The sequence below is a fragment of the Corallococcus sp. AB011P genome, from assembly GCF_003611605.1.
In the GTDB taxonomy this organism is placed as follows: Bacteria; Myxococcota; Myxococcia; order Myxococcales; family Myxococcaceae; genus Corallococcus; species Corallococcus coralloides.
The window spans coordinates 106,113-124,441 of the sequence record NZ_RAVX01000004.1 but is presented as its reverse complement, the minus strand read 5'-3'; the positions used below and the strand labels follow the sequence as shown (position 1 = coordinate 124,441).

The window sequence follows — 18,329 nt, the reverse complement described above, 5'->3', positions numbered from 1 at the left end:
GTGTCACCAGTCCTCGGTACCCGACACGTCGTCCAGCGGATCATCCCCGGAGTGCTTCTTGACGGACTGTCGGGAGTTGCCTCCGCGGTCCTCCGAACCCCAGTCCTCCGCGCCGCTGCGGTTGTCCAGCGGGTCGCGCTTCTTCTGGACCTGCTCGCCCTCGCTGTTGATGAGCTGGTTGACGATGCGCTCCATCTCCGACTTGAGCTGTCCGTACTCGTCGCCCTGGAGCACCAGCTTGCGCGAACCCAGGCGCTTGCCGCTCTTCAGGTCGAAGAGGCCCACTGAGAGCTCCGTGCCCCGCTCCGGGATGACTCGCACGGTGCCCACCATCGCCCGGTCCAGGCTCAGCGACTTGCCCAGCGAGACGATGGCGTTGGCCGGCTTGTCGCTGGGGCGCGACACGTCCGGAATCACCTTGTCCAGCTGCGCGTCATAGGCCTTGTAGGTGGCCGTGGGCACCAGCGAGGCGACGACGTCCACGTCGTCCGGCGTCACCTCCGCGATCTGCCCGAACTGGCGGAAGCCCGGCCGCTCCATGCGCACCAGGTGCTTGCCCACCGGCAGCGTGGGCAGCGTCAGCGGCGTGTAGCCCACCGGCTCCCCGTCCACGTAGACGCGGGCGCCCGCGGGCCGGGACTTGAAGGTAGCGCTGCCGCGCAGCTGCGAGGGGCGGCTGGTGGCCACCTGCACGCGCAGGCTGATGAACTCCCGGCTGAAGCGCTTGGGGTTCAGCTCGAACGTGGGGTTGAGCGCCATCAGGTCGATGAGCAGCAGCTTCGCCTCCTCCGCGTCGCCCCGCAGCTGGAGGATGGCGCCGTGCAGCGCCAGCGCGTCGCACAGCGGGAAGCAGGACGTCATCGCCGCGACCGAGCCGTCCAGCTCCTTGAGGGTGGCGCGCACCTTGCGCTCCGCGTCCTCGTACTCGCGCGCCTCGAAGGCCTTGACGCTCTCCTCGTAGCCTTTCTTCGCGCGCTGGAAGGACGCCTGCGCGGACGGGTCGTCCGGCAGACCGAAGAGGTCGCGCGGCTTTCGCACGGAGTAGCTGGCGAAGTTGCCGAGCGCGTCGTTCATGTAGCTCTCCATCTGCACCCCCGAGGACTCGGACGACGGGTCCATGGGGATGAGCAGCGCGGAGATGCGGCCCGGTTGGGACGAGGCGGACAGCGCCAGGGCGGGCAGCAGCACGAGCGCGAGCGGAAGGGCTTTCATGAGGAGTCCTGTGCGCTTGACGCCCGGGCTAGAAGGAAATTCCACCGGGCAGACCGTTCACCGGGTTGAAGCCGGGGCCGCGGTCCGTGGTGGCCACGTACACCACGCCCGCCGTCACGGCCGCCACGCCCGCCGCCGCCGCCCAGAACCAGGGCTTGCGCAGCACGGAGTCGCTGGACACGAGCGGCTCCTTCGAGTCCTCGCGGCCCTGGGGCAACGCGGCGCCGGTGAGGAAGGTGTGCACCTGGTCCGCGGCGTAGTCCGCGCTGCCCTTGCCGTCGCGCTTGCCGAAGTCCACCTCCACGCCGCGCAGGCGGTTCTTGGTGCGCACGTCCCATGCCTGCACCTCGCCGTGCAGCCGGCCCTTCTTGTCCTGGAACGTGGCCGCCAGCACCACGTAGCGCGCGTTGAGCCGCTCGGCGATGGCGCCCACCTCCGGCGGCGTGCCGTCCGCGTCGAAGGCGGCCTCCGTGCCGGCCTTCGTCGCCGCGTCACGCAGCGCGGACAGGCCCGGCGCGGAGCCGAGCTTCGTCTTCACCTCCGTGGGGGCGGACGGCTTCACCTCCACGTACGTCGCGAACGGGGCGTAGCCCGGCAGCACCACCTGCACGGGGTAGCGGCCCGGGGCCAGCTTCGCGCCGGCCAGCGGCGTCGTGCCCACGTCGCGGCCGCGCACCAGCACACGTGCGCCCTGCGGCTGGGTGTTCACCACCAGCGTGCCCTGAGGCTGCGCGTTCAGCTCGCTCTGCGCCTCGGAGAACACCCGCTGCACGTCCTGGCCGAAGAGGCTCGCGTCCGGGGTCAGCGACGGCTCCGCGAGCAGCGCGTTCGTGAAGGCCGCCTTCGCGCCCGCCACGTCGCCGTTGAGCAACTGGGACGCGCCCTGGAAGAGGTACGTCTCACCCAGCTTCTCCGGGCGCAGGTCGCCGGGGCGCTGCACGTAGGCCTCCGCGGCCGCCTTGAACTTCACCGCCGCGGAGTCCGGGTCCAGGTTGTCGTACGCCGCGCGGCCCTCGTCGAAGAGGGCGTCAGCGCGGGGGTTGCCCTGGGGCTCCGGGGGCGGGAAGGCGGTGGCCAGGTCCACGAACTGGACGTCGCCCGCGCTGCCCAGCCGCCGGGTGAACGTGTCCTCCAGCTTCGCCGCGGAGTCCGCGGCGGCCGGCTGGCGGGCCACGCCGAAGATGGCCACCGCGTTGGCCGGCGCCGCGCGCACCGCCGGGGCCGGAGCATCCACCACCTTCTTCGGAGCGGCGGGCGTGGCCGGGGCGAGGGGCGCCGGGGCGGCCGCCTTGGGCGCCACCGGCGCGTCCGACACGGGGGCCACTTCATCCGGAGGGGTGAAGGTGTCCTCGGGGACGGTCGCGGGGACCTTCTTGGTGGCGGCGGGGCGCTTCTTCTTCGCGGCGGACTTCCGCTTGGTGGCGGCGTCGGCGGCGGGAGCGCTCAGCACGCAGGCGAGCGCGACAGTCAGGGCAAGGCGGGTGGTGTTCACGATTCGGCGGATGCTAGCCGACCAGCGGGGCGGAAGACCAATGCCTCCCCGGGACGGGCGAACCCGTCCCGGGTGTGCGGGGACTTCCACTTTCTCAGACGTCCAACTCCTGGACCTCACCCGCCATTTCGGTGATGAACTTGTAACGCGCCGAGACGTCCTTCCCCATCAGGTCGTTGATGATGCGGTCGGTCTCCAGCGCGTTGTCGATGGTCACGCGCAGGCTGATGCGGTTCTTCGCGTCGAGCGTCGTCTGCTTCAGCTCGTCGGCCGTCATCTCGCCCAGACCCTTGAAGCGCATGATGTTGGGCTTGGCGTTGCCCTTGGCCTTCTCGCGGATGATGCGGTCGCGGTCCGGCTCGTCCAGGGCCCAGTACGTCTCCTTGCCGATGTCCACCCGGTACAGCGGCGGCTGGGCGATGTGCACCGCGCCCGCCTCAATCAGGGGCCGCAGGTGCCGGTAGAAGAACGTGAGCAGCAGCGTGGCGATGTGGTGGCCGTCGCTGTCCGCGTCCATCAGCAGGAAGACGCGGCCGTACCGCAGCTTCGTGATGTCGAAGTCGGACCCGATGCCGCAGCCCAGCGCGCTGACGATGTCCTGGAGTTCCTTGTTGGTGGCCACCTTGTCGGTGGACGCCTGCTCCGCGTTGAGCACCTTGCCGCGCAGGGGGAGGATGGCCTGGGTGCGCCGGTCGCGGCCCTGCTTGGCGGAGCCACCTGCGGAGTCACCTTCCACGATGAACAGCTCGCTGGACGCCGGGTCCGTGGACGAGCAGTCCGCCAGCTTGCCCGGGAGGTTCAACCGGTGGCTCACCGCGGACTTGCGGCTGATGGCGGCGGAGGCCGCGCGGGACGCTTCACGCGCGCGGGCGGCCAGGATGATGCGCGCCAGCAGCGCTTCCGCGATGGACTTGTTGTCGTTGAACCACTTCTCCAGCACCGGGCGGACGGCGCTGTCCACCTGCGCCGTCGTCTCCGGGTTGTTGAGGCGGCCCTTCGTCTGTCCCTGGAACTGGGGCTCCACCACGTACACGGAGAGGATGGCGGTGATGCCCTCGCGGATGTCCTCCGCGGTGAGCGTCACGCCCTTGGGCGTCAGGCCGTGCGTCTCGATGTAGTTGCGCATCGCCTTGACGATGGCGGCCCTCAAGCCCGCTTCGTGCGTGCCGCCCAGGTTCGTGGGGATGCCGTTGACGTACGAGCGGATGTGCTCGTCCGTGGCCTCCGTCCACGCCAGCGCCACCTCCAGGCGGACCTCGTTGTCGCGCGAGAAGTAGAACGGCGTGCCGCCCGCGGGGACGATGGGCTTCTGGCGCTCCGACACGACCTTGGTGAGGTACTCGGCGATGCCGCCGTCGTGCTTGAACGTCTCCGACACGGCGGGTGTGGCCGTCTCGTCCTTCCAGACGACCGTCATCCCCTTGTGCAGGTAGCTCTTCGCCTCCAGGCGCTCGCGCACCAGGGCCGCGTCGAACTTCTGCTTCTCGCCGAAGATCTCCGCGTCCGGCTCGAAGGTGATGGACGTGCCGGTGCCGCGCGCGGGGCCCTCCACCTTGAGGGCGCTGGTGGCCCTGCCGCGCGCGTACGACTGCACGTGGCGCTTGCCGTCCTTCTTGATTTCGATGAGCAGCTTGCTGGTGAGCGCGTTCACCACGGAGCTGCCCACGCCGTGCAGACCGCCCGAGTGGATGTAGTTGCCCTGCTCGAACTTGCCGCCCGCGTGCAGCGTCGTGAGGATGACCTCCACGGCGGGCTTCTTGTGCTTGGGCATCATGTCCACGGGGATGCCGCGCCCGTTGTCCACGACGGTGATGGACTTCGCGCCCTTGTGGAGGGTCACCTCGATGAGGGACGCGAAGCCGTTGATGACCTCGTCCACCGAGTTGTCGACGATCTCCCAGAGGAGGTGGTGGTAGCCCGTGCTGTCGGTGCCACCGATGTACATGGCCGGGCGCTTGCGCACCGGCTCCAGGCCTTCCAGGACCTGGATGTCCGCGCCTGTGTAGCTTTCCTTCTTGGTCGCCATGGCCTTCCCGCTACTCCTTCTTCTCCGGCAGCGGCACGAAGGTGACGGGCTTCGCCACCTCCTTCACCGTGTCGCGCTTGGACATCTCGTGGCCCTTGCCGCCGCGGCCCGTCACGGAGAACTTCGCCGGTGACAGGTGCAGCTTGCGGCCCTTCTGCGTCTCGAACTCCAGCACGGCGTCCTTCTGACTGGCCGGCGCCGCGAGGAAGTCCACCACCTTGTCGCCCGCGTCCACCTTGATGACCTGGACGCCCTTGCCGGGGCCCGCCAGCTCATTCACCTCCGCCACCTTGCAGACAAGGGCGTTGGTCTTCTCCGTGAGGACGGCGAGCAGGTCCTTGTCGCCCACCGGCTGCGTGCCGATGATCTCATCGCCCTCGCCCGTCTTCGCGTAGCGGCGGCCTGCGCGGGTGGACACTTCCAGGTGCGGCGCCAAGAGGAAGCGCAGGCCCAGGCCCTGGCGCGTCACCGCCACCAGCTTCTCCGGCTGGTGCAGGCGCGCATCCTGGGACAGGGCGCCGACCACGCGCTCGCCGTCGTCGAACTTGAACAGCTTCTGCACCGGGTCGCCGTAGCCGGTGGAGGCCGGAATGTCGTTGAAGCGGGTGACGTAGGCGGTGCCGAAGTTGCTGAACAGCACCAGGTTCGCCTTCAGGCTGCCGGCGAGCACCGCCATCACCGCGTCACCCTCACGCAGGCGGGTGGTGGACGGGTCCTTCACCTCGCGCACGCGCTTGATCCACCCGTCGCGGGTAATCACGACGTGGGCGTCCTCGTCCGCGATGAACGCCTCCGCGGAGAACTCCATCTCCTCGGAGCCCGCGCCGCCAATGCGCGTGCGGCGCTTGTCGGTGTACGCGGCCTTGAGGCCGGTCAGCTCGTCGTGGATGACGGACCAGCGCTTCTTCACGTCCTTGAGGATGCCCTCGATGCGCTTGATCTCCGCGCGCTTCTCCTTGAGCTCCTTCTGGACGATGAGGATCTCCAGGCGGGCCAGCTTGTAGAGGCGCATCTCCAGGATGGCGTCCACCTGGAGCTCGTCCAGCTTGAAGCGCACCATCAGCTTCTGGGCGGCGTCCTGCTTGCCTTCCGACTGGCGGATGATCCGGATGATCTCATCCAGCGCGTCGTAGGCCTTCTCGAAGCCCTCGAGGATGTGGACGCGCCGCTTGAGCTCCGCCAGCTCGTGCTCGAACCGCTTCGTCACGATCTCCAGGCGGAAGTCGAGGAAGTAGCGGAGGATGGACTTGAGGTCCAAGCGCTTGGGCGTGCCGACGTCCGGGTTGTCCGACGGCACGAGGCACGTCAGGTTCACGCCGAAGTTCGTCTGCAGGGGCGTGTGCTTGTAGAGGTACGCCATCACCAGCTCGGGGTTGGCGTCCTTCTTGAGCTCCATCACGATGCGCACGTCCTTGGTGGACTCGTCGCGCACGTCGGTGATCAGCGGCAGCTTGCGCTCGCGCACCAGCTCGCCAATCTTCGCGACGAGCGTGGACTTGTTCACCGTGTAGGGGATGGAGGTCACGACGATCATCTGACCGCCGCGCTTGTGCTCCTCCATCTTGTACTCGCCGCGGATCCGGACGGAGCCCTGGCCCGTCTCGTAGATTTCGCGCAGCTCCTTCTTGTCGTTGAGGATCTGCCCGCCGGTGGGGAAGTCCGGCCCCTTGATCCACTTGAGCAGGTCCTTGGTCTGCAGCTCCGGGTCGTTGATGAGCGCCAGGAGCGCGTCCACCAGCTCGCCCAGGTGGTGGGGCGGGATGTTGGTGGCCATGCCCACCGCGATGCCGGTGGTGCCGTTCATCAACAGCTGCGGCACGCGCGCCGGGATGACGACGGGCTCGTCGCGGGTGCCGTCGTAGTTGGGGCGGAAGCGGACCGTCTTGCTGTCCAGCTCACCCAGGAGCTCCGTGGCCAGCTTCTCCAGGCGGCACTCGGTGTAGCGGTAGGCGGCGGCGGAGTCGCCGTCCAGCGAGCCGAAGTTGCCGTGGCCGTCCACCAGCGGGTAGCGCAGGGAGAAGTCCTGCGCCATGCGCACGAGCGCGTCGTAGATGGCCGTGTCGCCGTGCGGGTGGTAGCGGCCCATGATGGCGCCGACCACTTGCGCGCACTTCTGGTACTTCGTGTCGAACGACAGGTTCAGGTCGTTCCACATGCCGTAGAGGATGCGTCGCTGCACTGGCTTGAGGCCGTCTCGCACGTCGGGCAGGGCGCGCGAGGTGATGACCGACAGGGCGTAGTTGAGGTAGCGGCGGCGCGCTTCCTCGGCCAGGCCCGCGGGCAGGCTGTCCCCGCCACCGGCGCCGGACCCGCCGCCGCCGCCTCCCTTGCCTCCGCCCCCTGCCGGGCCTCCCTGCTTCTTGCGCGACTTCGTTTCGGCTTCTGCGAGCATGGTCATGGAATCCAGATGGGTTTCACACGGGCCCGCCGGCCGGGCGTGACGCGGCGCGCGTCAGGCCGTGCGCGCTGCGACTACCAGTCGGGTCGGACCCTCGACGTCAGATGGGCGGGACTACCATGGGCCTCTGACATTGAGAACGAATTCGGGTGGTTGCGTCGGCTCCAGCCCGGAACTTCTGCACGTCCGTACAGTCCTCTGCCTGCTTGAAACCCACCGCCAACCCCCCGGAATTCCGAGGGGAGTGGGGCCGGGCCTGGCTGGCGGGCTGCTTGGACTAGCCGTTGTCGCCGTTGGGGTTGGCGCGGGGCTTCTTGCCCTCCGCGTCAGGGGCGCGGCCCCAGCCGCTGCCGCGCTTGAAGATCTGCACTCCCCGGCCGGAACCGCCACCGGCCATCCCGTTGATGGTGGCGGTGAGGGCCTTGCTGCCCGGCGGGTGGTAGATGACGCGCACCTTGCGGGCGGAGGGCAGGAGCGCGCTGGTGGCGTCCACCAGCAGGTAGACCGTGGTGCCGTCCGTCTGGATGCGCTCCGGGTCCTGCCGGTGGTTGAGGTCCGCGAGCAGCTCGCCCGCGTCCGCGCTGGTGGCGTCCGAGCCCAGCTGGCGGATCTTCACGCGCAGGGTCATCTCCGGGGGCGCGTCCTGGCGCTTGTACTCCCGCACGCCCTGGATGACGACCGCCAGGTCGGCGCCGTTCTCCGGGGCCTTGTTGGCGGGCAGGTGGAGGCCGGACTGGACGCTGGAGTCGGTGTCCAGGAAGAGCGTGATGTTGGCGCAGCGCTGCTTGCACTCCTCGCCGAAGGGGTCCTTGTTGAACTTCAGGCGCATGGCGAAGTCGCTGCCCTGGGGCCCGATGGTGGCATCCACGATGACGGGGCGCTCGTCGTCCGGCGACGGCTTGTAGCGGAAGGTGGAGGCGGTCCGCCCCGCGGCGGAGGAGGTCGCGCTGGCCAGCAGCGAACAGGCGAGCAGGGTGGGCAGGCGCTTCACGGACGGAGACCTCCTGACGGCGTGGGGCATCAAAAAGTGGCATTCAAAGGGAACTGGCCCCGGGGCGGCAAGCCTGGGGCGTAGAGTGGCCGTCTGGAGGACAACCATGCCCACGCCGTACGTACGCCAGCTCAAGCTCGGGCCGATGGACAACTTCGTCTACCTCGTGGGTCCCCAGGACGGCCCGGAGGTGGTGGTGGTGGATCCGGCGTGGGACGTGCCGGCCATCGAGGCGGCGGTGGCGCAGGACGGCAAGCGCGTGGTGGGCGTGTTCGTGTCGCACTGCCACGGCGACCACATCAACGGCCTCGAGGAGCTGCTGTCGCGCCATGATGTGCCGGTGTACGCGCAGGCGGAGGAGGTCGCCTTCTCCAGCGAGCTGCGCAAGCGGGGTGGGGACGCGCTCAAGCCCCTGAAGGCTGGCGACGCGGTGCCGGTGGGCGCGCGCACGTTCCATGCGCTGCACACGCCCGGGCACACGCCAGGGTCGCACTGCCTGCTGGCGGAGGACGCGCTCGTGTCCGGGGACACGGTCTTCATCAACGGGTGCGGCCGGTGCGACTTCCCGGGCGGCAACCCGGAGGACATGTACCGCTCGCTGTCGCAGGTGCTGGCGAAGGTGCCGGACACCGCGCGGCTGTACCCCGGGCACGACTACGCGGACGTGCCGGTGGCCCAGATGGAGGCCATCCGCCAGAAGAACCCGTACTTCGGCTTCCCGGACATGGCGTCCTTCGTGGCCTTCCGGATGCGACCGCGGCGGTGACTCCCCACGTCCGGGCGTTTCTGACACCCTCGGATATTTCGCGTGCGGGCGTACTCGCGACAGTCTTGAAGTAAACTCAAGCGAGGGAAGCTCGGAAGAGGGCTTCCGCCTGGCTTGAGGAGACGCGCGATGCCCGTGGAGATCAACTCGGTCGCAGTGAAGGACTCGGACGCGAAGACGTGGGCGGACGGCGCCTATACGTACGCGCGGACGACGGACCGCACCCGGCTGGATCACCTGACGAAGGTGGGGCTGCGCAACACGCTCCGGTCGTGGATCGCCTCGAAGCCGTGGTCGTTCCCGAAGGGCACGAAGCTGGGCTCCTTCGAGACCACGTTCGGCATGACGAACACCGCGCCCAAGGCCTACTGGAAGGCCTTCGACAGCAAGGGCGAGTTCTACCAGCACCTGATGCACGAGGCTGACGCCCGCTGCCAGCGCAAGCGCGAGCTGGAACAGGAGCTCGCCGAGGACGTCCTGGAGCATGCCCGCACCGGACAGGCGCTCAACGAGCTGCGCAGGGCGCTGGGCAAGCACCTCTGGGACCACGACAGCTGGGCGGGGACGATCAGCCATGTGCTGACCGCCAACCCGATCGTCAACCTGCTGCCCAACATGACGGGCAGCTACAACGAGGCCAACTCGTACCCGGCCTACGCGCGCCGTCCGTGGGAGAAGCTGGGCGGCAACTTCAATCCCCTCAACCTGGTGATGAACCTGACGGCGCAGCCCCTGTACGACTACTCCATGCGCAGCAAGGACCGGGTGAGCCTGAGCTACGACAAGCGGGACTTCACCGTCGCGGAGAACGTCGCCATCCTCCACGACCTCAAGGAGCTGTTCAGCCCCATCAAGAACAGCCGGGCCTTCATCACCATGCACAAGGAGCTGGTGCCGAATCCGTACCAGGGCGCGACGAGCCCCGCCCGGCCCAGGCGTTGGACGACGGACGGCGCAGCTCGCGCAAACGTGCTCAAGAAGGACCTCACGCGCTACGTCGGCAATCCGCACGAGGAGCGCAGGCCGGTGAGCTGGGACCAGGGGCGCAAGGGCGCGGGCACGCGCAATGAGGACTCGCCGGACACGGAGACGGCGCGAGAGCACCACATGCCCATCGAGACCGGGCGCTCGCACACGGCGGCCCGTCTGTTCGAGATGGTCGCCCTGCTGCGGCCCGCGAACGGCGCGAGCGCCGACGCCATCCGGACCTTCGAGGGCTGGATGAAGGCCATGGCCTTCGGCATCTTTGGCTACTGGAACGCGGACCAGTCCGTGGGTGGCTACCCCAAGAGCCTCACGCCGGTGCACACCTACCACGAGGTGATGGACCCGGCGGAGGACTACCTGATGGACATCTACGAGCACCCCTTCACGTACGACGACGTGATCGCCTACCTGCGGACCTGAGCGTCCGCTCCGTTCACACCCGCCGCGCGCGGGCCATGGGCGGCATCTTCACGCCGCCGCTCGGCTTCGCGTGCATGGCCCACCAGGCGGACACGCCCAGCAGGGCCAGGGACAGGAGCGTCCACAGCGCCGCCCAGATGATGGACGGCACCCACGTCTCGCTGGCGAGGATGGCCGCGTCGCTCTGCGCGCGCACCGCGCTGTTCCACAGGTCGTCCCTCAAGTCGAAGACGACGTAGAGCGCGGTGAAGGCCGCGAGGAACAGGTTGAGCGCGTCCACCAGCCCCGTGGGCAAGAAGCGCGCGCCCAGCCCCATGGCCAGCGCCATGCCCAGGCAGAAGGCCAGGGTGAACGGGTCGCCTGCGTAGAAGAAGCCCATCACCGCCAGCCACACGGACGCCGCGCCCATCACCGCGCGGCCCAGCCGGAAGCGGAAGGTGGCCAGCATCAGCCCCGCGCCCGCCACCGCGCTGCCCAGGTAGCCCGCGGACGACACGATGATGCGGTTGAAGACGCCGGGCGGCAGGCGGGAGAAGCAGCTGCCCCCTTCGTTGAGCTGGAGGTGCACCCGGTCCACCGAGCCCCCCACGAGCAGCGCGGCGAGGGCATGCCCGGTCTCATGCATCATCACCACCAGCACCTTCACCGGTAAGAGCACCGGCGAATACCAGAAGTACCAGGACGCCCCCATCAGGAGCAGCAGCAGCGCCAGCCTTCCGAAATCCAGTGTCGCCCCGCTCGCGGTCCGCATCGCTCGTCCCCTCCTGCCTGGACACCGGAACATCCAAGCGCGTTCCATCTTCCGCGAAAACGCGCGCTCCGGACACCGTAACGGTCGCGCCAGGGCGACGGACGGAGTAGGGATGGGGCACCATGAAGAAGACGCTCCTTCTCCTCTCGCTCGTGGCTGCCCCGGCTTTCGCTGGGGAAGGGAAGTGGACCCCCCAGCAGGTGCTGGAACTGAGCCCTGCCTGGCTCAAGGCCCAGGGCCTCCAGCTGCCGCCCAGCAAGCTCTGGGACCCCAAGCGGGGCACGGGCCTGCTGGCGGGCACGGTGAACACCGGCGGCTGCTCCGGGTCGTTCATCTCCGCCTCCGGCCTCATCATCACCAACCACCACTGTGCCTTCTCCATCATCCAGGAGCACAGCTCTCCGCAGAAGGACCTCATCACCGACGGCTTCCTCGCGAAGAGCCGGGCGGAGGAGCTCCCGGGCAAGGGCTCGCGCGTGCAGGTGCCGCGCGGCTTCAAGGACGTGACGGCGGAGGTCAACGGCGCCGTGCCGCAGGGCGCGGACGACCTCGCGCGCTACAAGGCCATCGACCGCAAGCAGAAGGAGCTGGTCGCCGAGTGTGAGAAGCGCCCCGCCACCCGCTGCCAGGTGGCCACCTTCGACGGCGGCGTGAACTACACGCTGGTGGATGCGGTGGAGCTGCAGGACGTGCGCCTGGTCTACGCGCCGCCGCGCGCCGTGGGTGAGTACGGCGGCGAAGAGGACAACTGGATGTGGCCGCGCCACACCGGCGACTTCGCCATCATCCGCGCGTACACCGCGCCGGACGGTGCCTCCGCGGCGTTCAGCGACAAGAACGTTCCCTACAAGGCGGAGTTCTTCTTCCCTCTGTCCACCGAAGGCGTGAAGCCGGGCGACTTCGTGATGGTGCTGGGCTACCCGGGCACCACCTTCCGCACGCTGCTCGCGGACGAGATGGCGGAGCGCCAGGCGCGCTACTACCCGCGCATCCGCGACGTGCTGGGCGAGGCCATCCGCATCCTGGAGGCCGAAGGAGAGAAGGACCCGGCTGGGAAGATCGCCGTGGCCTCGCAGCTCAAGAGCCTGCACAACGTCTACAAGAACGCGGGCGGCCAGCTGGCGGGCCTGAAGCGCGGCCACATCGTGGAGAAGCAGCGCGACGCGGAGGGAGCCACCGTCGCCTGGGCGCAGAAGGACGCCGCGAAGTGGGGGGATGCCCTCAAGGCCCGCGAGGCGCTGCTCGCGGAGCAGCAGGAATCCAACAAGACCTTCGACCGTGAGTTCCTCCTGGGCCTGTCCGGCCGTCTGGCGCGGGGCCCCGCGCTGGCCACGTCCGTGTCCCGGCTGGCCATGGAGCGCGCGAAGCCGGACCTGGAGCGCCGCCCGGAGTACATGGACCGCGAGCTGCCGCGCATCAAGGACCGCCTGGAGCGCGAGCAGAAGAACCTCTTCATCGCCGCGGACAAGGTGCTCTTGCACGCGTTCGTGAAGCGCGCGCAGGCGCTCCCCGCGGATGCTCGCATCGCGGCCGTGGACGCCGTGTTCGGCAAGACGTACTCGGAGAAGGACGTCTCCGCGAAGATCGACTCGCTGTACGCGGGCACGAAGGTGTTCACCCTGGCGGATCGCCTGAAGATGGCGGACGAGTCCGCGGGGCAGCTCGCCGCGCGCCGCGACCCCATGCTGGCGTTCGGCATGGAGCTGGCGAAGGAGCAGGCCGCGCTGGATGACACGCGCGACCGGCGCCAGGGCGCGGCGTCCCGGCTGCGGCCGGCGTGGCGCAAGGCCGTGATGGCGCAGGCGGGCAAGCCGATTGCGCCGGACGCCAACAGCACGCTGCGCGTGTCGTTCGCGAAGGTGCAGGGCTACACGCCGCGCGACGGCGCGCTGTACCTGCCGCAGACGACGCTGTCCGGGATGATGCAGAAGCACACCGGCGAGGAGCCCTTCAACGCGCCGGAGAAGGTGCGCGCGGCCGCGGCGGCGAAGAAGTTCGGGCAGTGGGCGGACCCCCGGCTGAAGGACGTGCCGGTGGACTTCCTGGCGGACGCGGACACCACGGGCGGCAACTCCGGCAGCCCCACGGTGAACGGCAAGGGGCAGCTGGTGGGCGTGAACTTCGACCGCGTGTGGGAGAACGTCGCGAACGACTTCGGCTACAATCCGGACGTGGCCCGGAACGTCAACGTGGACGTGCGCTACCTGCTGTGGCAGCTCGACCAGGTCGAGGACGCGGACGCGCTCCTGCGTGAGCTCAACGTCCGCAAGGGCAAGCCGGTGGCCAAGGAGGCGCACTGACATGTCGGACGCGGGGGACGGGACTCCAGCGCTGCCCACCTTCCGGCCGGATGAGCGGGTGTGTGGCAACTGCAAGCTCTGGAGCCCGCACTCCGTGGATCACCGTGGATGGGTGGGGCCGTGCCGCCTGCAGAACTCGCGCGGCATGTTCCCGCCCTCCGCGCCCATCTGTGACAAGTACGCGCCCCGGGGCTCCGCGGCCCCGGCGCCCGTGGTTTCGAGCACGCGAACCCGCGCCCCGCGGAGCGTGGCGCCCGTGGTGGTGCGCCACCGCGCGGATCCGCACGAAGTGGTGGACCTGGAAGGGCTGAACATGACGCGCGAAGAGCTGATGGACATCTTCCGGGAGGCGGCGGCCCTGAGCGATCCGCCGCTCGCGGGCAAGTGGGAGGGCGGCACGGTGCGGCTGGTGCCGGGCAACCCGGAGCTGCAGGCGAAGGACATGCCCATCGACGGCCTGTTCCACAAGGTCACGATGGTGCGCGACCGCATCCGCGTGCTGGAGCAGAAGCTCAACGCGCACCCCAAGCTCACGGACGCGGAGAAGGCGGAGATGCAGGGCTACATCACCCGCGTCTACGGCTCGCTCACCAGCTTCAACCTCCTCTTCAAGGAGAAGGGTGATCAGTTCGTGGGCAGCAAGGGCGACGAGTAGCGGCGCCCGGGCTCGGGAGACTCAAGGCCGCTGGCCGCGCTCCTCCATCACGGTGAGGGCGCGCTGGCGGCCGCGGTGCAGGGCGCTCTTCACGGTGCCCTCGGGGATGTGCAGGAGCCGGGCGATTTCGGCGGAGCCCAGGCCGCGCACCTCGCGCAGGTAGAGCACCTGCCGCTGCTGGGGGTTCACCTCCTCCAGCGCTTCGTGGAAGTGCTGCTGCATCTGCGTGCCCATGGCGTGGGCCTCTGGCGACACGGCCTCCTGGGGTGCGTGCGTCAGCCGCTCCCGGCGCCTTCGCGCGCGCAGCCAGTTGATGCTGCTGTTGACCATCACCCGGTGCAGCCAGGTGGTCCACGTCGCGCGTCCATCCAGTCCCGGTGGCTGCCGCGACAGGCGCAGGAAGACGTCCTGCACCACGTCCTCCGCGTCGTCGGTGTCCCCCACGATGCGCCGGGCGATGGCCAGCGCCCGCGGGCGGTGCAGGGCGTACAAATCATCCAGGGTGGGGAAGGGGAGGACGGCGGCGTGCGGGCCCATGGCGGACGGTCTCCTGTGTCTTCCCGTGAAACGAATGGGCGCGTGAAAGGGTCTATTGCCCTGGAGGGCATGGGACTCCGGGGCCGTGTTTTCGCCCGGACAGCCGGTGCGCACCTTCGGGCCAGGGGGAGACGCCGCCATGGCTCAGCTGGCCGAGTACGGACGCAGGAGGCCGTTCATGCCCCGGCGCCGTCAGGGCAACGGCATCGTGGACCTGCTCCTGGGGCGCCCGCTCACCAGCGCCCAGGCGATGCAGGAGAAGACGGGCGTCCTCACCGGCGTGGCGCTCCTGGGGCTGGATGCGCTGTCCTCCGCCGCGTACGGCCCGGAGGCCGCGCTCACCGTGCTGCGCCCGCTGGGGGCCACGGGGGTGTGGCTGCTCTTGCCCATCACCGCCGCCATCGTCGGGCTCTTGATGATCGTCGCGAGCTCGTACGCGCAGACCATCGCCGCGTATCCCAGCGGCGGCGGCGCGTACACCGTGGCGAGGCAGAACCTGGGGCGGGGCGCGGGGCTGCTCGCGGCGACGGCGCTGATGCTGGACTACCTGCTCAACGTGGCGGTGGGCATCTCCGCCGGCACGGGCGCGCTGGTGTCCGCGGTTCCCGCCTTGCGGCCGCACACGCTGCCCATCACCCTGGCCCTGCTGGCGCTGCTCACCCTGGTGAACCTGCGCGGCGTCAGCGAGGCGGGCGCCGTGTTCGTCGTGCCCACGTGGTTCTTCATCACCTCGTTGAGCGTGGTGCTGGCCGTGGGCCTCTTCAAGCTGGCCACCGGTGACGCGGCGCCCGTGCGGCCGCCGCCGCCGCTGGTGGTGCCCACCGCGTCCCTGGGCGCATGGCTCGTGATTCGCGCGTTCGCCAGCGGGTGCACGGCGATGACGGGCGTGGAGGCCATCAGCAACGCCGTGCCCATCTTCCGCGACCCCGACATCCGCCGCGCGCGCACCACGCTGGGCATCATCGTGGGGGTCCTGGTGACGATGCTGCTGGGCATCGCGCTGTTGTGCCGGGCGTACGGCGTGGGCGCCACGGACCCCGACGGCGCGAACTACCAGACGGTGCTGTCGCAGCTCATCGCGGCGGTGATGGGGCGCGGCGTCTTCTACTACGTGGCCATGGCCGCCATCCTCTGCGTGCTCGCGCTGTCCGCGAACACCAGCTACGCGGGCTTCCCGCTCGTCTGTCAGGTGCTGGCGCGCGAGCGCTACCTGCCGCCGGGCTTCGCCCACCGGGGCCGCAGGCTCGCCCTGTCGCGCGGCATCCTCACCCTGTCCGCCTTCGCGGCCGTGCTGCTCATCGTGTGCAAGGGCATCACGGACCGGCTGATTCCCCTCTTCGCCATTGGCGCGCTGATGGCCTTCACCCTGTCCCAGGCGGGCATGGTGGTGCACTGGAGCCGCCACCGGGAGGACGAGGGCTGGCGCTGGCGCCGGGCCCTCAATGGCGCGGGCGCGGTGATGACGGCGCTCACGCTGTGCATCGTCGGCGTCTCCAAGTTCATGCACGGCGGCTGGGCCGCGTTCGTCCTCGTGCCCGTGGGCCTGCTGGTGCTGTCACGCGTCCACGCCGCGTACACGCGCACGCGGCAGGTGACGGAGCTGAAGCGGCCCGTGCTCCTCACGCCCGCGTCGCCGATTGTCGCCGTGGTGCCCGTGGACCGCTGGTCCCACGCGTCGGAGACGGCGCTGCGCTTCGCGCTGACGCTGAGCGATGACGTGCGCGCGGTGCACATCTGCAGCGGCGACACCGACGAGGCGGCGCTGGACGCCCAGTGGCAGCGCTTCGTCCAGGGGCCGCTCCAGGAGGCCGGGCGGAGGCCTCCGCCGCTCGTGCACGTGGGGTCGCCGTACCGCGCGCTGGTGTGGCCACTGATGGACTACCTGGACGCGCTGCTCGCGGAGGTGCCGGGCGGCACCGTGGCCATGGTGTTGCCGGAGCTGCTGGAGAAGCGCTGGTACCGGGCCATGCTCTACAGCCGCCGCTCGGAGCTGCTCCGCAGCGCGCTGCTGTTGTCCGGCGAGCGGCGCCTGGTGGTGGTCAGCGTGCCCTGGTACATGCGCACGCAGGCGCACCCGGCGCCGCACTCCGCCTGGGGCGACTCCGCCCACCCGGGAAACGGGTAGGGCGGAGGGCCTTCGAAATCACTCCTGCTCGTCCTGCTTCGTCAGGCCCCAGTCCTTCAGGCGCTTGAAGAGGGTGGAGCGCGCGAGGCCCAGCTCCCGCGCCACGCGCTCGCGGTTGTTGTTGAAGCGGCGCAGCGCGGTTTCGATGATCTGCCGCTCCAGCTTCTCCAGCATCTGCTCCAGCGTCATGCCCGGCGGCAGCTCCGGCACGGTGATGCCCGTCTCGCGGTTGACCTCCTGGTCGAAGGACAGGTCGCTCGCGTCGATGGACGGGCCCTTGCGCAACAGCAGCGCGCGGTGCACCACGTTGCGCAGCTCGCGGATGTTGCCCGGCCAGGCGTGCTGCTGGAGCCGGTCCAACGCGGCCGGCGTGAAGCGCACCGTCTGTCCGCGCGGGGCGAACGCGCGCACGAAGTGCTCCGCCAGCGCCACCACGTCCCCCCGGCGGTTGCGCAGGGGCGGCAGGTGCAGGGGCACGACGCACAGGCGGTAGTAGAGGTCCTCGCGGAAGCGGCCCTCGCGCGCCGCCGCCAGCAGGTCGCGGTTGGTGGCCGCCACCACACGCACGTCCACGTGCAGCGGGCGGCTGGCGCCCACGCGCTTGATTTCGCCGCTCTCCAGCGCGCGCAACAGCTTCGCCTGGAGGTCCAGGGGCAGCTCGCCAATCTCGTCCAGGAACAGCGTGCCGCCGTCCGCCTCCTCGAAGGCGCCCTTGCGCGCGCCCACGGAGCCGGTGAACGCGCCCTTCTCGTGGCCGAACAGCTCGCTCTCAATCAGCTCCTTGGAGATGGCGGCGCAGTTGACCGGGATGAGCGGCCGGTTCGCGCGCGGCGAGCACGCGTGCAGCGCGTTCGCCACCAACTCCTTGCCCGTACCGGACTCGCCCAGGATGGTGACGGCCGCGGTGGACGGCGCCACGCGTTGAATGAGGTCCGTGAGCTGCCGCACGGACGGGTCACTCCCGAGGATGCCGTGGAAGGCCTGCGCCTCCTTCTTCGCCGCGGGCACCGTCTCCAGGATCAGCTCCGCCTCGCCCACGCGCAGCGTGGTGGGCAGCGTCACCTCCGCCTCGAAGAGGCGCACCGGCCCCAGCCAGGTGCCGTTGGTGGAGCGCAGGTCCATGACGTGGAAGACGCCGTCCCGGCGAGTCACTTTCAGGTGCCGGCCGGAGATGAACCGGTCCTGGAGCACCAGGTCGTTGCCCGCGTCCTTGCCCACCGTGAAGCTGTCGCCGGTGAGCCGGTGCACGGCCTCCGCGCCGCCCTGCTTCACGCGCAGCTGCGCGGCCTGCCAGCGCTGCGAGTCGCGGCCCTGCACGGCGGTGGCGCTGCCGGCCTCCGTGGCCGCGTCCGCGTCGTCGCTGGCGCCATGCTGGCGGAACACCGCGCGCCACTGGCCCAGTTCGAGGTCCGCGCCGTCCGGCAGGTCCGCGCGCTCCACCACCGCGCCCGCGACCTTCGTGCCCTTGCCGGACAGGTCCTCCACCCGGCACTTCTGGCCGTCCCACAGGAGGGCCACCTGCTGGCGGCTCACCTCCGGATCCGGAATGGCCACATCGCTGGAGTCGCCTCGGCCGAGCACCACCCGCGCCCGGTCCACCGCCACCCGCAGCACTTCCTCGCCTCGACGGAAGAACACCAGCTCCGGCATTACGAACTCTCTCCCATGC

Annotated in this window: 13 protein-coding genes; 5 read left to right on the top strand and 8 right to left on the bottom strand. The window is 69.8% G+C overall.

Annotation, left to right across the window (positions count from 1 at the left end; genetic code table 11):
• Positions 1-3: 3 nt before the first annotated feature.
• The 5 genes from D7X30_RS13815 to D7X30_RS13795 all read right to left on the bottom strand — a co-directional run bounded on the left by D7X30_RS13815 (position 4) and on the right by D7X30_RS13795 (position 8,119).
• Complete coding sequence (locus D7X30_RS13815; protein ID WP_120563390.1) at positions 4-1,212, bottom strand: PEGA domain-containing protein; 1,209 nt, start codon at positions 1,210-1,212, stop codon at positions 4-6.
• 28 nt (positions 1,213-1,240) lie between these two features.
• Entirely contained in the window at positions 1,241-2,704 is a 1,464-nt protein-coding gene (locus D7X30_RS13810) for a PEGA domain-containing protein (protein ID WP_120563389.1), read from the bottom strand.
• Between the two features lie 94 nt (positions 2,705-2,798).
• Complete coding sequence (locus tag D7X30_RS13805; protein WP_120563388.1) at positions 2,799-4,730, bottom strand: type IIA DNA topoisomerase subunit B; 1,932 nt, start codon at positions 4,728-4,730, stop codon at positions 2,799-2,801.
• 10 nt (positions 4,731-4,740) lie between these two features.
• Positions 4,741-7,122 (bottom strand): DNA topoisomerase (ATP-hydrolyzing) subunit A, encoded by a 2,382-nt coding sequence (locus tag D7X30_RS13800; protein ID WP_199724282.1) that lies wholly within the window; start codon positions 7,120-7,122, stop codon positions 4,741-4,743.
• Between the two features lie 283 nt (positions 7,123-7,405).
• Entirely contained in the window at positions 7,406-8,119 is a 714-nt protein-coding gene (locus tag D7X30_RS13795) for a hypothetical protein (RefSeq protein ID WP_120563386.1), read from the bottom strand.
• A 106-nt stretch (positions 8,120-8,225) separates the two neighbouring features.
• Between D7X30_RS13795 and D7X30_RS13790 the strand changes: the two genes are divergently transcribed.
• Positions 8,226-8,885 (top strand): MBL fold metallo-hydrolase, encoded by a 660-nt coding sequence (locus D7X30_RS13790; protein WP_120563385.1) that lies wholly within the window; start codon positions 8,226-8,228, stop codon positions 8,883-8,885.
• Between the two features lie 129 nt (positions 8,886-9,014).
• The gene (locus D7X30_RS13785) at positions 9,015-10,292 is read left to right on the top strand and encodes a hypothetical protein (protein ID WP_120563384.1); all 1,278 of its coding nucleotides are present in this window, start codon (positions 9,015-9,017) and stop codon (positions 10,290-10,292) included.
• Positions 10,293-10,305: 13 nt separating this feature from the next.
• Here D7X30_RS13785 and D7X30_RS13780 read toward each other — a convergent pair whose 3' ends face one another.
• Complete coding sequence (locus D7X30_RS13780) at positions 10,306-11,043, bottom strand: M50 family metallopeptidase (RefSeq protein WP_120563383.1); 738 nt, start codon at positions 11,041-11,043, stop codon at positions 10,306-10,308.
• A 122-nt stretch (positions 11,044-11,165) separates the two neighbouring features.
• Between D7X30_RS13780 and D7X30_RS13775 the strand changes: the two genes are divergently transcribed.
• Both D7X30_RS13775 and D7X30_RS13770 read left to right on the top strand, forming a co-directional pair.
• Entirely contained in the window at positions 11,166-13,343 is a 2,178-nt protein-coding gene (locus D7X30_RS13775; protein WP_120563382.1) for a S46 family peptidase, read from the top strand.
• 1 nt (position 13,344) lies between these two features.
• Positions 13,345-13,998 (top strand): hypothetical protein, encoded by a 654-nt coding sequence (locus D7X30_RS13770; protein ID WP_120563381.1) that lies wholly within the window; start codon positions 13,345-13,347, stop codon positions 13,996-13,998.
• A 21-nt stretch (positions 13,999-14,019) separates the two neighbouring features.
• On the opposite strand, the gene D7X30_RS13765 is transcribed toward D7X30_RS13770, so the two are convergent.
• The gene (locus D7X30_RS13765; protein ID WP_120563380.1) at positions 14,020-14,535 is read right to left on the bottom strand and encodes an RNA polymerase sigma factor; all 516 of its coding nucleotides are present in this window, start codon (positions 14,533-14,535) and stop codon (positions 14,020-14,022) included.
• 178 nt (positions 14,536-14,713) lie between these two features.
• Between D7X30_RS13765 and D7X30_RS13760 the strand changes: the two genes are divergently transcribed.
• Entirely contained in the window at positions 14,714-16,660 is a 1,947-nt protein-coding gene (locus D7X30_RS13760; RefSeq protein ID WP_120563379.1) for an APC family permease, read from the top strand.
• An 18-nt stretch (positions 16,661-16,678) separates the two neighbouring features.
• On the opposite strand, the gene D7X30_RS13755 is transcribed toward D7X30_RS13760, so the two are convergent.
• Complete coding sequence (locus D7X30_RS13755; protein ID WP_120563378.1) at positions 16,679-18,310, bottom strand: sigma 54-interacting transcriptional regulator; 1,632 nt, start codon at positions 18,308-18,310, stop codon at positions 16,679-16,681.
• Positions 18,311-18,329: the final 19 nt, after the last annotated feature.

Excerpts from the sequence above, each read along its gene's own strand:
- D7X30_RS13815 (WP_120563390.1), bottom strand. The coding sequence starts at position 1,212 with ATGAAAGCCCTTCCGCTCGCGCTCGTGCTGCTGCCCGCCCTGGCGCTG.
- D7X30_RS13805 (WP_120563388.1), bottom strand. The coding sequence starts at position 4,730 with ATGGCGACCAAGAAGGAAAGCTACACAGGCGCGGACATCCAGGTCCTG.
- D7X30_RS13800 (WP_199724282.1), bottom strand. The coding sequence starts at position 7,122 with ATGCTCGCAGAAGCCGAAACGAAGTCGCGCAAGAAGCAGGGAGGCCCG.
- D7X30_RS13790 (WP_120563385.1), top strand. The coding sequence starts at position 8,226 with ATGCCCACGCCGTACGTACGCCAGCTCAAGCTCGGGCCGATGGACAAC.
- D7X30_RS13785 (WP_120563384.1), top strand. The coding sequence starts at position 9,015 with ATGCCCGTGGAGATCAACTCGGTCGCAGTGAAGGACTCGGACGCGAAG.
- D7X30_RS13780 (WP_120563383.1), bottom strand. The coding sequence starts at position 11,043 with ATGCGGACCGCGAGCGGGGCGACACTGGATTTCGGAAGGCTGGCGCTG.
- D7X30_RS13775 (WP_120563382.1), top strand. The coding sequence starts at position 11,166 with ATGAAGAAGACGCTCCTTCTCCTCTCGCTCGTGGCTGCCCCGGCTTTC.
- D7X30_RS13770 (WP_120563381.1), top strand. The coding sequence starts at position 13,345 with ATGTCGGACGCGGGGGACGGGACTCCAGCGCTGCCCACCTTCCGGCCG.
- D7X30_RS13765 (WP_120563380.1), bottom strand. The coding sequence starts at position 14,535 with ATGGGCCCGCACGCCGCCGTCCTCCCCTTCCCCACCCTGGATGATTTG.
- D7X30_RS13760 (WP_120563379.1), top strand. The coding sequence starts at position 14,714 with ATGCCCCGGCGCCGTCAGGGCAACGGCATCGTGGACCTGCTCCTGGGG.
- D7X30_RS13755 (WP_120563378.1), bottom strand. The coding sequence starts at position 18,310 with ATGCCGGAGCTGGTGTTCTTCCGTCGAGGCGAGGAAGTGCTGCGGGTG.